Genomic DNA, 13,138 nt, shown 5'->3' on the forward strand with positions numbered 1-13,138 from the left:
AACAGCGGAGGAACTCACCATGCGTACCCTGATTCTGATTCTCACCCTGGCCAGCCTGGTCGGCTGCACGCGCGTGTCGCTGGACCGCCACCTGGACGAAGCCTACCGGCACTACAACGAAGGCGACTGCGACCAGGCCCTGCTCGACCTGTCGCGGGCCGAGCGCAACAGCCGCTCGCGCAGCTACATGCAGCCGGAAATCTCGCTGCTGCGTGGCCAGTGCCTGGAGCGGCAGAACCTGTTCGTCGATGCCGCACAGACCTACGAGTTCATCACCCTGCGCTATCCCAACAGCGAGTACGCCTTCCGTGCCCGCGCCCGGCTGGAGACATTGCGCCAGCTCGGGCATCATCAGGCGGCCGAACCGGCCAAGGCGACGCCCGCATCCCTGTGATGCGGCCGCCAGTCGGTTCGCTGTCAGGGATTGATGCGCAGCGCTAAGCTGCGCCCAGGGAGGGAGTCGGCATGCGTCATCATCTTCATTTTCTGTTCGTGGCTCTGCTGCTGCCGGGGCTGGCCAGCGCCGAGATCTACCGCTGGACGGACGCGCAGGGGCGTGTGCATTTCGGCGAGAAGCCGGGTGGCAATGGCGCGCAACAGGTCGAGGTGAAGCCGCAGGTGGTCGAGCGCGACGAGGCCACTCGTCAGCGCGAACAGCGCACCCAGCAGTATTTCGATGCCCGGCGCGACGAGCGCGACCAGGCCAATGCGCGGGCGTCGCAGGCTCGGGCCGAGCGCGCGCAGGAGTGCAGCAAGCTGCGCAACAGCCTGGCGCAGATCCAGCACGGCGGCCTCTACTATCGAACCGATGAGAAGGGCGAGCGCAGCTACTACAGCGACGAACAGATGGACGCCGCCCGCAGCCGTCTGTCGTCTCGCATTGCCGAGCGGTGCGGCTGATACTGGTCGAGCCGCGACCTACGGGCCATACTGGATTTCCTTCCATAGCGAATGGCCACCATGCATATCCAGCGCCACATCGAACGCCATCAGCTTCCCTACTACCTGAAGGTGTTCAATCGCATTACCGACAAGCCCATGGGCTACATCGGCAATGTCTCGCTGGATGGCCTGATGCTGATCAGCCAGTACCCGATGCTGGTCAGTGCGCGCTTCGACATGCGCCTCAAGGTGCCCGGCCGTGATGGCCGCATCCACAACGTGGACTTCACCGCCACCTGCCAGTGGAGCCGCGAGGACGTTACCCCCGGTACCTTCGACTCTGGCTTCTGCCTGGTGGCGCCGCCGACCGAGTATGTCGAGATGGTCGACGCCCTGCGCAGCTACTTCAGCTTTCATCCCCTTGCTGCTTCGGCCTGACTGAAGGCTTCCCCTCTGCCTGATCCGCTCAGGCGATCGACGGCAGGACGATCTCGTCGCTGCGACGAATGCCCGCGGTCATCTCCCGGCACAGCTCGAGGAACTCGCGCATGGCTGCGGTCTGATACTTCTGCCGGTGCCAGATGAAATAGAACTGGCGGGTGAGATCCAGCTCCGGGGTTTCCACCGGCACCAGGCTGCCGCGGCGGAAGGCGTCGCGCAGGGCCAGGCGCGAGATGCAGCCGATGCCCAGCCCCGACTCCACGGCGCGCTTGATCGCCTCGGTATGTTCCAGCTCCAGGCGAATGTTCAGCTGCGCCGGATGGTGACGCATGGCCTGGTCGAAGGTCAGACGGGTACCCGAACCCTGTTCACGCAGGATCCAGGCCTCGCGGCTGAGCTCCTCAAGCGTCGCCGTGCCGCGCTCGGCCAGCGGGTGGCGTGGGGCGCAGAACACCACCAGTTCGTCCTCGACCCAGGGCTGTACCTCGATGTCCGGGTGCTGGCAGTCGCCTTCGATCAGGCCCAGGTCCAGCTCGTAGTGGGCGACCTGCTGCACCACATTGGCGGTGTTCTGCACATGCAGCTTGAGGCGGCACTCCGGATGACGCTGCATGAAATTGCCGATCAGCAGGGTGGCCAGGTAGTTGCCCACGGTCAGGGTGGCGCCCAGTTCCAGCAGGCCGAAACCGGTCTTGCCGCTGAGCAGGCGCTCCATTTCCTTGGCCTGGTCGAGCAGGGCCACGGCCTGGGGCAGCAACTGGCGGCCGAGGGCGTTGAGCGACAGGCGCTTGCCGGCCCGGTCGAACAGCTGGCAGTCGGATTGCCGCTCCAGTTCGCTCAACGAGGTGCTCGCCGCGGATTGCGACAGAGCCAGGGATTCCGCGGCGCGCGAGACGCTTTCCTGCTTGGCCACGGCGACGAAGACTTCCAATTGCCTGAGAGTAAATCGCATATCTATATAACCAATATTCGATATCGTAATAATTCGCTTAACAGATATTCTGGTCGTCACTAGAATGGCGCGCAATCCTGCCGGTGCGCCTTTTCCGCATTGACCTGGCTCAACCAGGGCGAACGCAATTTCCGGCAATCTGAATACCGAGACTTTTGAGGACACCCGCATGAGCAACATGAACTCGGAACGCGTACTCAGTGTGCATCACTGGAACGACACCCTGTTCAGCTTCAAGTGCACCCGCGACCCGGGTCTGCGCTTCGAGAACGGCCAGTTCGTGATGATCGGCCTGCAACAGCCGAACGGCCGTCCGCTGATGCGTGCCTACTCTATCGCCAGCCCGAACTGGGAAGAGCATCTTGAGTTCTTCAGCATCAAGGTACCGGATGGCCCGCTGACCTCGCAGCTGCAGCATCTCAAGGAAGGCGACGAGATCATCATCAGCAAGAAGCCCACCGGCACGCTGGTACTCGACGACCTCAACCCGGGCAAGCACCTGTACCTGCTCAGCACCGGCACTGGCCTGGCGCCGTTCATGAGCGTGATCCAGGACCCCGAAACCTACGAGCGTTTCGAGAAGGTCATCCTGGTGCACGGCGTGCGTTACGTGAACGAAGTGGCGTACAAGGAGTTCATCACCGAGCACCTGCCGCAGAACGAATTCTTCGGCGACGCGCTGAAGAACAAGCTGATCTACTATCCGACCGTGACCCGCGAGCCGTTCGAGAATCAGGGTCGCCTGACCGACTTGATGCGCAGCGGCAAGCTGTTCGAGGACATCGGCCTGCCGCCGATCAACCCGCAGGACGACCGCGCGATGATCTGCGGCAGCCCGAGCATGCTCGACGAGACCAGCGAAGTGCTCGATAGCTTCGGTCTGAAGATCTCCGCGCGCATGCGTGAACCGGGTGACTACCTGATCGAGCGCGCCTTCGTCGAGAAGTAAGCCGAACGCCTGAAGAAACCCGCCATCCGGCGGGTTTTTTTATGCCTGCGATTAGGCGTGCTCGAACTGCTGGCCGGATATCGCCGGATGGTAGATCGGCTGGATCTTGTTCCCCGCCGGGTCCAGCACATGGAAGCTGTGGGCGCCGTCGCCATGGGCGAAGGGGCGGTCGAGTAGGGTGACCCCGCATTCCTTGAGGTAGGCGTACCAGGCGTGCAGGTCGTCGAGGCTGTCGACCACGAAGCCGTAGTGGTCGACCGTCTGCGGCCCGCTGCTGGGGACGAAGGCACGGCCCAGCGAGAGGTTGTCGTTGCCGCAGGTCAGGTAGACCAGATCCTCGTTGGCGCGGTTGAGCACCTGCATGCCCAGCACCTCGACATAGAAGCGCTCGCACTCCTCCAGATTGGGCACGAGGATCGCCACGTGACGCAGGCCGTTGAGTCTCGCGGGGCGGTTGGGCATCATGTTCTCCAGTTTGTATACAAAATTTAATTAATATTTATACAAAAGGAGATGCCATGTACAGCATTCTGCTCAAGACCCGCCTGCGTCCGGGTAGCCTGGACGCTTTCATGGAGGCCATGCGGGTCAATGCCGCCGCGTCGGTGCGTGACGAGCCGGGTTGCCTGGCCTTTGACGTGCTGCGTGATCGTCGGCAGGCCGACCTGGTCTGGCTGTACGAGGTGTATGTCGACGAGGCGGCACTGGATGCGCACATGCAGACCAGTCACTTCCTGGCCAGTCGCCCCTTGGTGGAGCCGCTGATCCTGGAACAGTCGGTGATCGAGGCGGACGTGCTGGCCTTCAATCCGCGCGGTTGAGCGCCACTTCCAGCACGCGGATACGTCCCGGCTCGGGGTAGTGCCAGCGCACCTGCACGTCCCACAGCAGCACGCCATAGCGCCGCTCCGGCTCGGGCACCTGGTAGGCCGGGCGCGGGTCCTGGGCCAGGCACTGTTCGATCAGCTGCACCAGCGGCTCGTTCAGGCGCAGGGCATGTTCGCTAGCCTGTTGCAGCGCCGCGTCATCCCACTCCAGCGCCACCTGCGGCGGAGGTGCATCGGCGATGCGGTTGCTGGCGTCGGGCACCTGGTCGGCGTAGGGCACGTAGGGCTTGATGTCGAGCACCGGGGTGCCGTCCAGCAGGTCGATGCCGGACAGCCACAGGCGGCCCGGCTCGACCTTGTCCAGCTTCACCACCGACTGGCCGATGCCATTGGGGCGGTGCGTGGCGCGAGTGGCGAACACGCCCATGGAGGCGTTGCCGCCCAGACGTGGCGGGCGCACCTTGAGCCGCGGCTTGTCCTCCAGCGCCTGGTGGAAGAGGAACAGCAGCCAGACGTGGCTGACCTGCTCCAGCCCCTCGATGGCCTCGGCGCGGTCGAACGGTGGCACCAGTTCCAGCACGCCACGGGCGGCTGGGGCCAGCTGTGGCTGGCGCGGAATGGCGAACTTTTCCTTGAAGCAGGAGCGGACGAAGCCCACCGGGCTCATGGTGTAGCTGGTCATGGCAGCAGCCTGGAGCGCACGGGGTCGCCCTGCGGGGTGCGGCAGCCGGCATCGCGGAACGGCCCGGCATGTTTCTGCCAGCCTTCACCGGGGCTGAGTTGCGCGCAGGTGTACTGGCCGGTGGCCTTGCTCTGCCACAGATAGAAGGGCGCCGGGGTGGCGATGGCCATGCCGGCCAGGGCCGACAGCAGCAGGAAAAGCAAAGGACGCATGACAAGCTCCGCTCAGATGGCGCGTACCCTAGCGCCGCACTCCGGCGCAGGCAACCGCTGGCTCAGGGCGACAGGATTTCGTCGTAGCCACGACCGATGAACTGCAGCAGGCAGAATCCATGCCCGAAGGGATCGGCCAGCAGCGCCAGGCGACCCCAGGCATGCTCCTGGCGTTGTTCCAGGATGGCTCCAGCAGCCAGCGCACGGGCCAGGGCGGCGTCCACATCGGCCACTACCCAATCCAGGTGCAGCGGCGTCCAGTGCCGGGCGTAATCGCGCATCTGTCCGCTGTGGGGGCTGGCACGGCTGCCGGCGGCCTTGGCCAGCAGGTAGATCGGTGCGTTGCCGCCGAGCAGTTCGATCACCTCCGGGCCCAGGCGGCGTCCTGGCGTCAGCTCGAAGGCGCTGGTGTAGAAGCGCGTGGCGCGCTCCAGGTCGTCCACGTCGATGTTGATCAGCAGCTGCATGGCGGCGTCCTCCTGCGCTGCAGCATAGGCAGTGCGCGGTGGGTGAGGGCGCGCAGTGGAACGCCGGGCAGAAAAAAGCCCCGCGGTGGCGGGGCTCTTTCATTCGCGGCGGACGATCAGACCAGTTCGGCCCACAGGTCGTATTCGTCGGCATCGACCACACGCACGCGGACCTTGTCGCCCGGCTTCACGGTGGTGCTGTCGATGAACACGCTGCCGTCGATCTCCGGGGCATCGGCCCAGGAGCGGGCAACCGCGCCTTCGTGGTCGACTTCATCGACCAGCACTTCGATCTCGGTGCCGACCTTGCGCTGCAGGCGGGCGGTGGAAATCGCCTGCTGGTGGGCCATGAAGCGATCCCAGCGCTCCTGCTTCACATCATCCGGCACCGGCTCCAGGCCCAGATCGTTGGCCGGGGCGCCGTCCACCGGGCTGTACTGGAAGCAGCCGACGCGGTCGAGCTGGGCTTCGGTCAGCCAGTCCAGCAGGTACTGGAAGTCTTCCTCGGTTTCGCCAGGGAAGCCGACGATGAAGGTGGAGCGGATGGTCAGTTCCGGGCAGATCTCGCGCCAGGACTTGATGCGCGCCAGGGTCTTGTCCTCGAAGGCAGGGCGCTTCATGGACTTGAGCACTTTCGGGCTGGCGTGTTGGAACGGGATGTCCAGGTACGGCAGCAGTTTGCCGGCGGCCATCAGCGGGATCACGTCGTCCACGTTCGGGTACGGGTAGACGTAGTGCAGGCGCACCCACACGCCCATGCTGGAGAGCGCTTCGCACAGCTCCTTCATGCGCGTCTTGACCGGCTGGCCTTCCCAGAAGTCGGTCTTGTACTTGAGGTCGACGCCGTAGGCGCTGGTGTCCTGGCTGATCACCAGCAGCTCTTTTACGCCGGCCTTGACCAGGCGCTGGGCCTCGGACAGAACGTCGCCCACCGGGCGGCTGACCAGCTTGCCGCGCATGGACGGGATGATGCAGAAGGCGCAGCTGTGGTTGCAGCCTTCGGAAATCTTCAGGTAGGCATAGTGACGCGGGGTCAGCTTGATGCCCTGCGGCGGTACCAGGTCGACGTAGGGGTTGTGATCGGCCTTGGGCGGGATCACCTCGTGCACGGCGTTGACCACCTGCTCGTACTGCTGCGGGCCGGTGACGGCCAGTACGCTTGGGTGCACGTCACGGATGGCGTTCTCGGACACACCCATGCAGCCGGTGACGATCACCTTGCCGTTCTCGGCGATGGCTTCGCCGATGGTGTCCAGCGACTCGGCCTTGGCGCTGTCGATGAAGCCGCAGGTGTTGACTACTACCACGTCAGCATCCTGGTAGGTCGGGACGATCTCGTACCCTTCCATGCGCAGCTGGGTGAGGATGCGTTCGGAGTCGACGGTGGCCTTCGGGCAACCCAGGCTGACGAATCCGACTTTCGGTGTGGCGGTGGACATCGGTGGCTAACCTCAAACGGGCGCTCAGGAGGCGCCTCTGATCAAAAAGTGCGCAATTCTAGCGGCAGGTCGCTCGCTTGAACAGCCTGGGCAGACAACTGATCTATGCTCTGCCTGGCGACCCGTTCGTCGCCGCGGAGCCCTGGCACGGGGGCTACGGAGCGGACGGGGCGCTCGCCACTCGTCCGGATGGAGCCGCCCATGAGCGAATTTGCTGCCGATCAGCCCAAGTCTTCCCATGCCTCGTCGTCCATCGGCCTGCTGGTCGGGGCGATTGGCGTGGTCTACGGCGACATCGGCACCAGTCCGCTGTACACCCTCAAGGAGGTGTTCAACGGCGGCTACGGCGTGCAGGTGAATCACGAGGGCGTGCTCGGCGTGTTGTCGCTGATCTTCTGGTCGCTGATCTGGGTGGTGACGATCAAGTACGTGCTGTTCGTGCTGCGCGCGGACAACCAGGGCGAGGGCGGGGTGATGGCGCTGACTGCGCTGGCGCGCCTGGCTGCGGCCGATCGTCCGCGGCTGCGCATGGTGCTGGTGCTGCTCGGCCTGTTCGGCGCCGGGCTGTTCTACGGCGACAGCATGATCACCCCGGCCATCTCGGTGCTGTCGGCGGTAGAGGGGCTGGAGATTGCCTTTGACGGCCTGGAGCACTGGGTGGTGCCACTGGCGCTGATCCTGCTGGTCGGCCTGTTCCTGATCCAGAAGCACGGCACCGCGCGTATCGGCACCCTGTTCGGCCCGGTGATGCTGCTCTGGTTCGGCTCCCTGGGCGCGCTGGGCATCTACGGCATCGTCCATCAGCCACAGGTGCTGCAGGCGCTCAACCCCTACTGGTGCATCCACTTCTTCATCGCTCATCCGGGTATCGGTGTGGCCATCCTCGGCGCGGTGGTGCTGGCGCTGACCGGTGCCGAGGCGTTGTATGCGGACATGGGCCATTTCGGCCGCCAGCCGATTGCCCGTGCCTGGTTCCTGCTGGTGCTGCCGGCGCTGGTGCTCAACTACTTCGGCCAGGGCGCGATGCTGCTGGAGAACCCGGCGGCGGCGCGCAACCCCTTCTATCTATTGGCGCCGGGCTGGGCGCTGCTGCCGCTGGTGGGGCTGGCGACCTTCGCCACCATCATCGCCTCGCAGGCGGTGATCTCCGGAGCCTTCTCCCTGACGCACCAGGCCATCCAGCTCGGCTATATCCCGCGCATGCACATCCAGCACACCTCGGATGCGGAGCAGGGGCAGATCTACATTGCCGCGGTGAACTGGTCGCTGATGGTCGCCGTGGTGCTGCTGGTGCTCGGCTTCGAGTCGTCCGATGCGCTGGCCTCGGCTTATGGCGTGGCGGTGACCGGCACCATGCTGATCACCACGCTGCTGTCGGCCGCCGTGGTATTGCTGCTGTGGAAGGCGCCGCGCTGGTTCGCCATTCCGCTGTTGCTGCTGTTCTTCCTGATGGATGTGCTGTTCTTCGCCGCCAATGTGCCGAAGATCATTCAGGGCGGCGCCTTCCCGGTGATCGCCGGGCTGGTGGTGTTCGTCCTGATGACTACCTGGAAGCGTGGTCGTCATCTATTGGTGGAGCACCTGGACGACAACGCCCTGCCGTTGCCGATCTTCATCTCCAGCATTCGCAGCCAGCCGCCGCACCGGGTCAAGGGCACTGCGGTGTTTCTCTCCGCGCGCTCGGATGCGGTGCCCCATGCTCTGTTGCACAACATGCTGCACAACCAGGTGCTGCACGAGCAGGTGGTGTTGCTTACCGTGGCCACTGAAGACCGGCCGCGGGTGCGCCCCGAGCGGCGCTTCGAGGTGGAGGCCTATGGCGATGGCTTCTTCCGGGTGATCCTGCACTTCGGCTTCATGGAGGAGCCGGATGTGCCGGAGGCGCTGCGCCTGTGCCACCTCAACGAGCTGGATTTCAGCCCGATGAGCACCACCTGGTTCCTCAGCCGCGAGACGGTGGTGGCCAGCAAGCGCTTCGGCATGGCGCGTTGGCGCGAGGCGCTGTTCGCTTTCATGTTGCGCAACGCCAACAGCAATCTGCGTTTCTTCCGTCTGCCGTTGAACCGGGTGATCGAACTGGGGACTCAGGTCGAAATCTGAGGCGGCGGCCACAGACAACAACGGCGCCCACGGGCGCCGTTTTTCATTGCTCGACCGGCACTACTGCGCGGCGCTCTGCTGGCGCTGCTGGATGCCCTGCAGCAGGCGCTCGGCGAGCTTGGGGTAGTCACCGTCGTAATGGTGCCCGCCGGGCAGCTGGAGCATCTCGCCGGGAATGTTCGGCAGGGTGCAGCCGCTCTCCGGGCCTTCTTCCACGCCATACACGCAGAGCACCTTGGCCGCCGGCAGCTTGAGCAGCTCCGGGCCGGTAGGCGCTTCCTTGCCATCCTTGCCGAGCCAGCCCTGCACCTCGATCTCGAAGCTGCCGCTACGTGCCAGGGCGAGCAGGATGATGGCGTCCACCTGCTGCTGGTCTGCCGCGTCCAGGCGGTTGTAGAAGGCCGGCAGGGTATCGGCACCGAAGGAGAAGCCGATCAGCACGAAGCGCTTGGCGCCCCACTTCTCGCGGTAGGTCTGCATCAGGCCGGCGAGGTCGGCTGCGCCGGCCTCCGGGCTCTTGTGCTGCCAGAAGTAGCGCAGCGAGTCGATGCCCACCACCGGGTAGTCGCGCTTGGCCAGCTCAGTGGCCACGTCGCGGTCGAGGTCGCGCCAGCCGCCATCGCCGGAGTAGAACAGGGTCACCGTGTCGCTCGGCTTGGCTGCCGTTACCTCGACCACCGGCAGCGCGTCCGGGTTGGCCTGCAGGGTGCGCAGGAGCTGGGCGTGGAGCAGGTCCTTGAGCGAGGTGGCGTAGTCGCCGATCAGCGTTTCGGTGTTGGGCTGGCCGCGCACGAAGCGCGCGCTGCTGTCGTCCGGGTTGTTGTTCCAGGCCACCAGCCAGTGGCCGTGCTGTAGCTCCTGGGGCAGCACCGCATTGCAGTCCGGGTGCTTCATGTTGAAGTCGACCGAGAGCGCCTTGGCCTGGTCGCTCGGTTGGCTGGCCAGCCAGCGCCAGGCCAGTACCGCTCCCGGGCCGCTGCCGGCCACCAGGTCGGTGCCGCCGAATTGCTCCAGTGCCTGGTCGAGGCGCTGCCGTTGGGCCTCGCAGCTGGCGTTTTCCGCAATGGCGTACTGGGCGATGCGGGTTTGCCCGGCTGCGGCCAGATCCGCCAGTTCGGCATCGCTGTACAGCTGGTCGGCGGGGAGGGCCAGCAGCACGCGATGCGGCGGGCGCCCGGCTGGCAGGCTGATATTCAGTTCGCCGCCGCTGGCCAGTGGCAGGCTCTGCTGCACGGCGCGGTACTGGCTGTAGTACCAGGCGCCGCCGCCCGTGAGGGAGAGAACAGCGAGCAGGGGCAGGGCGATCAGCAGGGTGCGTTTCATCGTTTCACCAATCCGGTCAGGCCGCCGGCGATCAGCGCGGCGGTGTCGGCCAGGGCCACCAGGGGGTCGAGTCCGGCGGGTACGGCCATGTAGCGGGGCTCCCAGTCGGGCTGGAATTTCTCCTTGAAACGGCGCAGCCCCTGGAAGTTGTAGAACTGCTCGCCGCGCTGGAACACCAGGGCGCCGAGGCGCTGGGTGAGCGGCGCGCCACGGCGTGGCTGCAGGCCGGAGAGCGGCACCATGCCGAGGCTGAAGCGCTCGTAGCCCTGGGCCTTGAAGTGCAGCAGCAGGCTGAGCATGAGGAACTCCATGGTCAGCTTGGGCGCTTCGGGATGCATGCGCATCAGGTCGATGCTGGCGACCTTGTGCGCGTCGGTTTCCAGCAGGTTGGCGAAGGCTACCGGGCGGCCCTCGAACTCGATCACGGCGATGCGGAAATGGCGCAGGTAGGCAGGGTCGAAACGGCCCAGGGAGAAGCCTTTCTCGCGCACCTGTTTGCCCTGCATCCAGGCGTCGGAGATCGGCCGCAGTAGCTCCAGTGGCGCCTCTCCGGGCTCGAAGATGCGCATTGCCAGGCCGTCGCGCTGGCCACGGCTGAGGGTGTAGCGCAGGTCCTTCATCGTCTTGTTCTTGCTCTCCAGGTCGAAGCGCGGCAAGTCCACGCGCGCCTCTTCGCCGAGCTTGATGGCGGACAGGCCGATGTCCATGTAATAGGGCAGGTTCTCGGCGCGCACCTGGTAGAACACCGGGCGCGCGTGGTGCAGATCGCAGAGGTCGCGGAACTGCCAGATCAGTTCGGCGCGGTGTGCGGCGCAGCCGATCGGGTCGAACAGCGCCACCAGGCTGCGCCCCTGCATGGCGTACATCAGGAAGGCGTCGCCGGACGGATGCAGCAGCAGAGCCTTGTCGCCGGTCAGGGCCAGGCCGCCGTCGGGTTGGTCCGAGGCCAGCAGGATGCGCGCGGCCTGTTGCAGCTGGGCCTCTTCCGGGCGGTCGATGCTTGGCGGCGTCGGGCGCAGCAGCCATAGCAGTGCCAGGCCGGCCAGCAGCAGGCCGCTGGCCAGGGCAGCGCGCAGGGCGCGTGGGGCGTCGCCGTCCACTGCGAACTGCCACCAGAGTTCATGTTCGTAGGGCACGTCCTGGTAGACGAAGAACATCAGCCACAGGGCGGCGCCCAGCACGCAGATAGAGGCCACCAGGTTGACCGGCGAGAACGGCATCTCCAGCAGCCGGCTGGGTCGGTAGAAGGCGCGGCGGAAGGACGCCAGCAGGGCGGCGGTGGCGCTCAGCAGCAGCGCTTCCTCCCAGTCGAAGCCCTTGAGCAGCGAGAGCAGGGCGCCGGCCAGGAGCAGGCCGAGGGTCAGGGCCCAGGCGGCCGACAGGCGCCGGCGCAGGCCATGGGCGAGCAGCAGGCAGAGCACGCCGATCAGGCTGGCGGCCAGGTGCGAGGCGTCGATCAGGCGATGCGGAATGAGAAAGCTGAGGTGTTCCAGCCGCACGTCCACCGAGGGAGTGGCGCCAGAGAACAACAGCACGATACCGGCGAGGAACACCAGCAGCGCCAGCACCGGCGCCGCCGGTCCGGCCACCGCGCGCAGCGCCTGGCGGCCGGCGGGCAGGTATTGCCGCGCCTCGTTGGCGAGCAGCAGCAGGCAGGCCAGAAGCAACGGCAGGCCGATATAGATCAGCCGGTATAGCAGCAGCGCGGCTGCCAGCGGCGCGGCGCCGATCTGCCCGGCGAAGGCAGCCAGCAGCACCGCCTCGAACACTCCGACGCCACCCGGCACGTGGCTGAGGACACCGGCGGCCAAGGCCAGTAGGTAGACCAGCAGGAAGGCGCCCAGTGGCGGGCCTTCCGGCAGTAGCAGGTAGAGCACGCTGGCGGCGGCGCAGACGTCGATGGCAGTGATGACCAGTTGCAGCAGGCTCATGCGCAGCCCCGGCAGGCGCAGGCGGCTCTTGCCGAGCATCACGTCGATCGTGCCGGGCAATGTGCTGTCGGCCAGGCGTCGGCGGCTCAGCCAGAACAAACCAGCGGTGATGCCTGCGAGTAGCAGGGCGGCGATGGCCTGCAGCAGGGGTTCCGGCAGGTGCAGTGCGAGGGCTGCATCATGTGGGTCGCTCAGGGCGGCGAGGGCGGCCAGCACCGGCAGGGCGCAGCCCAGCGAGAGGCTGACGAACAGGCTGATGCGCGCGATGTCGGCGGTGCTTACGCCCTCGCGGCCATACAGGCGATAGCGCACGGAACCGCCACTGAGTACTGACAGGCCGATGGCATTGCTCACCGCGCAGGCGCAGAAGTTGCCTAGAAACAGCCTGGGTAGCGGCAGGCGCACGCCGGCGTAGCGGCAGGCCGACCATTCATAACCGGCCAGGGCGAGGAAACCCACGGCGGTGGCGAGGAAAGCGCCGCCCAGGCGTTCGCCGGGAATTTCGTGGATGGCCGTGCGCAGGGCGTCCGGGTCCAGTGCCTGCAACAGGTGCCAGCAGGCCAGCAGGCCGATGACGAACAGCAGCAGGGTGAAGCCCAGGGTCAGTGGCTGGCGATAGGCGGTGAGGCGCTGCAGCCAGGTCGGCGGCGCAGGGATGTCCAGTTCGGTGGGTATGTCGGGCTCGTCAGCGTCGGGGGCGAGTGGGGCGTCAACAGCAGGGGCAGTAGAGGGTGTAGCGCGCATCGAGCACCTCGATCAGATTGCGCTCAGAGTTCGGCGTGGCCGGCTGGTTCCCTGATATGTGGCTTGCCTCTAGAAATAAAAGCCCCTGAAACGCAAAAGGCCACTCGATTGAGTGGCCTTTTGCGGAATCTGGTTGCGGGAGCCGGATTTGAACCGACGACCTTCGGGTTATGAGCCCGACGAGCTACC

At 65.9% G+C, this 13,138-nt stretch carries 14 protein-coding genes; 6 read left to right on the forward strand and 8 right to left on the reverse strand.

Going from position 1 to position 13,138, the window contains the following annotated elements; genetic code table 11:
* Positions 1 to 19: 19 nt before the first annotated feature.
* The 3 genes from PTT45_RS01310 (at position 20) to PTT45_RS01320 (ending at position 1,320) form a co-directional block, all read left to right on the forward strand.
* Positions 20 to 394, forward strand: coding sequence for a tetratricopeptide repeat protein (locus PTT45_RS01310; protein WP_273811081.1), 375 nt, complete (start codon positions 20 to 22; stop codon positions 392 to 394).
* 71 nt (positions 395 to 465) lie between these two features.
* Positions 466 to 900 carry a DUF4124 domain-containing protein gene (locus PTT45_RS01315; protein ID WP_273811082.1) on the forward strand — a complete coding sequence of 145 codons (435 nt, stop codon included), beginning with the start codon at positions 466 to 468 and terminating at the stop codon, positions 898 to 900.
* A gap of 60 nt (positions 901 to 960) precedes the next feature.
* Positions 961 to 1,320 (forward strand): PilZ domain-containing protein, encoded by a 360-nt coding sequence (locus PTT45_RS01320; RefSeq protein ID WP_273811083.1) that lies wholly within the window; start codon positions 961 to 963, stop codon positions 1,318 to 1,320.
* 28 nt (positions 1,321 to 1,348) lie between these two features.
* On the opposite strand, the gene PTT45_RS01325 is transcribed toward PTT45_RS01320, so the two are convergent.
* A complete protein-coding gene (locus tag PTT45_RS01325) occupies positions 1,349 to 2,275 on the reverse strand; it encodes a LysR family transcriptional regulator (RefSeq protein ID WP_043311428.1) in 927 nt (308 codons plus the stop codon).
* A gap of 169 nt (positions 2,276 to 2,444) precedes the next feature.
* On the opposite strand from PTT45_RS01325, the gene fpr reads away from it, so the two are divergent.
* The gene (gene fpr, locus PTT45_RS01330; protein ID WP_273811084.1) at positions 2,445 to 3,224 is read left to right on the forward strand and encodes a ferredoxin-NADP reductase; all 780 of its coding nucleotides are present in this window, start codon (positions 2,445 to 2,447) and stop codon (positions 3,222 to 3,224) included.
* A gap of 51 nt (positions 3,225 to 3,275) precedes the next feature.
* On the opposite strand, the gene PTT45_RS01335 is transcribed toward fpr, so the two are convergent.
* The gene (locus tag PTT45_RS01335; protein WP_273811085.1) at positions 3,276 to 3,686 is read right to left on the reverse strand and encodes a VOC family protein; all 411 of its coding nucleotides are present in this window, start codon (positions 3,684 to 3,686) and stop codon (positions 3,276 to 3,278) included.
* A 56-nt stretch (positions 3,687 to 3,742) separates the two neighbouring features.
* Between PTT45_RS01335 and PTT45_RS01340 the strand changes: the two genes are divergently transcribed.
* A complete protein-coding gene (locus PTT45_RS01340) occupies positions 3,743 to 4,045 on the forward strand; it encodes a putative quinol monooxygenase (protein ID WP_273811086.1) in 303 nt (100 codons plus the stop codon).
* Here the strand turns inward: PTT45_RS01340 and tsaA are convergent.
* The 4 genes from tsaA to rimO all read right to left on the reverse strand — a co-directional run bounded on the left by tsaA (position 4,029) and on the right by rimO (position 6,851).
* Entirely contained in the window at positions 4,029 to 4,733 is a 705-nt protein-coding gene (gene tsaA / locus PTT45_RS01345) for a tRNA (N6-threonylcarbamoyladenosine(37)-N6)-methyltransferase TrmO (RefSeq protein ID WP_273811087.1), read from the reverse strand. The two genes, PTT45_RS01340 and tsaA, sit on opposite strands and share 17 nt — an antisense overlap.
* Complete coding sequence (locus tag PTT45_RS01350; RefSeq protein ID WP_273811088.1) at positions 4,730 to 4,945, reverse strand: hypothetical protein; 216 nt, start codon at positions 4,943 to 4,945, stop codon at positions 4,730 to 4,732. The genes tsaA and PTT45_RS01350 overlap by 4 nt, the downstream gene beginning before the upstream one ends.
* A 62-nt stretch (positions 4,946 to 5,007) precedes the next feature.
* Positions 5,008 to 5,412: a VOC family protein gene (locus PTT45_RS01355; protein WP_273811089.1), complete on the reverse strand. Its 405-nt coding sequence runs from the start codon at positions 5,410 to 5,412 to the stop codon at positions 5,008 to 5,010.
* Positions 5,413 to 5,528: 116 nt separating this feature from the next.
* Entirely contained in the window at positions 5,529 to 6,851 is a 1,323-nt protein-coding gene (gene rimO, locus PTT45_RS01360; protein WP_273811090.1) for a 30S ribosomal protein S12 methylthiotransferase RimO, read from the reverse strand.
* A gap of 201 nt (positions 6,852 to 7,052) precedes the next feature.
* Here rimO and PTT45_RS01365 point away from each other — a divergent pair, with 201 nt between their 5' ends.
* Positions 7,053 to 8,951 carry a potassium transporter Kup gene (locus PTT45_RS01365; RefSeq protein ID WP_273811091.1) on the forward strand — a complete coding sequence of 633 codons (1,899 nt, stop codon included), beginning with the start codon at positions 7,053 to 7,055 and terminating at the stop codon, positions 8,949 to 8,951.
* Between the two features lie 60 nt (positions 8,952 to 9,011).
* Here PTT45_RS01365 and PTT45_RS01370 read toward each other — a convergent pair whose 3' ends face one another.
* Positions 9,012 to 10,274 (reverse strand): virulence factor family protein, encoded by a 1,263-nt coding sequence (locus PTT45_RS01370; protein ID WP_273811092.1) that lies wholly within the window; start codon positions 10,272 to 10,274, stop codon positions 9,012 to 9,014.
* Positions 10,271 to 12,949 (reverse strand): bifunctional lysylphosphatidylglycerol flippase/synthetase MprF, encoded by a 2,679-nt coding sequence (gene mprF / locus PTT45_RS01375; RefSeq protein ID WP_273811093.1) that lies wholly within the window; start codon positions 12,947 to 12,949, stop codon positions 10,271 to 10,273. Before mprF ends, PTT45_RS01370 begins: the two co-directional genes overlap by 4 nt.
* Positions 12,950 to 13,138: the final 189 nt, after the last annotated feature.

The sequence above is a fragment of the Pseudomonas sp. Gutcm_11s genome, assembly GCF_028649395.1.
GTDB lineage: Bacteria > Pseudomonadota > Gammaproteobacteria > Pseudomonadales > Pseudomonadaceae > Aquipseudomonas.

Coding starts and splice junctions, on each gene's coding strand:
- PTT45_RS01310 (WP_273811081.1), top strand. CDS start 20: ATGCGTACCCTGATTCTGATTCTCACCCTGGCCAGCCTGGTCGGCTGC.
- mprF (WP_273811093.1), bottom strand. CDS start 12,949: ATGCGCGCTACACCCTCTACTGCCCCTGCTGTTGACGCCCCACTCGCC.
- fpr (WP_273811084.1), top strand. CDS start 2,445: ATGAGCAACATGAACTCGGAACGCGTACTCAGTGTGCATCACTGGAAC.
- PTT45_RS01365 (WP_273811091.1), top strand. CDS start 7,053: ATGAGCGAATTTGCTGCCGATCAGCCCAAGTCTTCCCATGCCTCGTCG.
- PTT45_RS01340 (WP_273811086.1), top strand. CDS start 3,743: ATGTACAGCATTCTGCTCAAGACCCGCCTGCGTCCGGGTAGCCTGGAC.
- tsaA (WP_273811087.1), bottom strand. CDS start 4,733: ATGACCAGCTACACCATGAGCCCGGTGGGCTTCGTCCGCTCCTGCTTC.
- PTT45_RS01315 (WP_273811082.1), top strand. CDS start 466: ATGCGTCATCATCTTCATTTTCTGTTCGTGGCTCTGCTGCTGCCGGGG.
- PTT45_RS01335 (WP_273811085.1), bottom strand. CDS start 3,686: ATGCCCAACCGCCCCGCGAGACTCAACGGCCTGCGTCACGTGGCGATC.
- PTT45_RS01320 (WP_273811083.1), top strand. CDS start 961: ATGCATATCCAGCGCCACATCGAACGCCATCAGCTTCCCTACTACCTG.
- PTT45_RS01370 (WP_273811092.1), bottom strand. CDS start 10,274: ATGAAACGCACCCTGCTGATCGCCCTGCCCCTGCTCGCTGTTCTCTCC.
- PTT45_RS01325 (WP_043311428.1), bottom strand. CDS start 2,275: ATGCGATTTACTCTCAGGCAATTGGAAGTCTTCGTCGCCGTGGCCAAG.
- rimO (WP_273811090.1), bottom strand. CDS start 6,851: ATGTCCACCGCCACACCGAAAGTCGGATTCGTCAGCCTGGGTTGCCCG.
- PTT45_RS01355 (WP_273811089.1), bottom strand. CDS start 5,412: ATGCAGCTGCTGATCAACATCGACGTGGACGACCTGGAGCGCGCCACG.
- PTT45_RS01350 (WP_273811088.1), bottom strand. CDS start 4,945: ATGCGTCCTTTGCTTTTCCTGCTGCTGTCGGCCCTGGCCGGCATGGCC.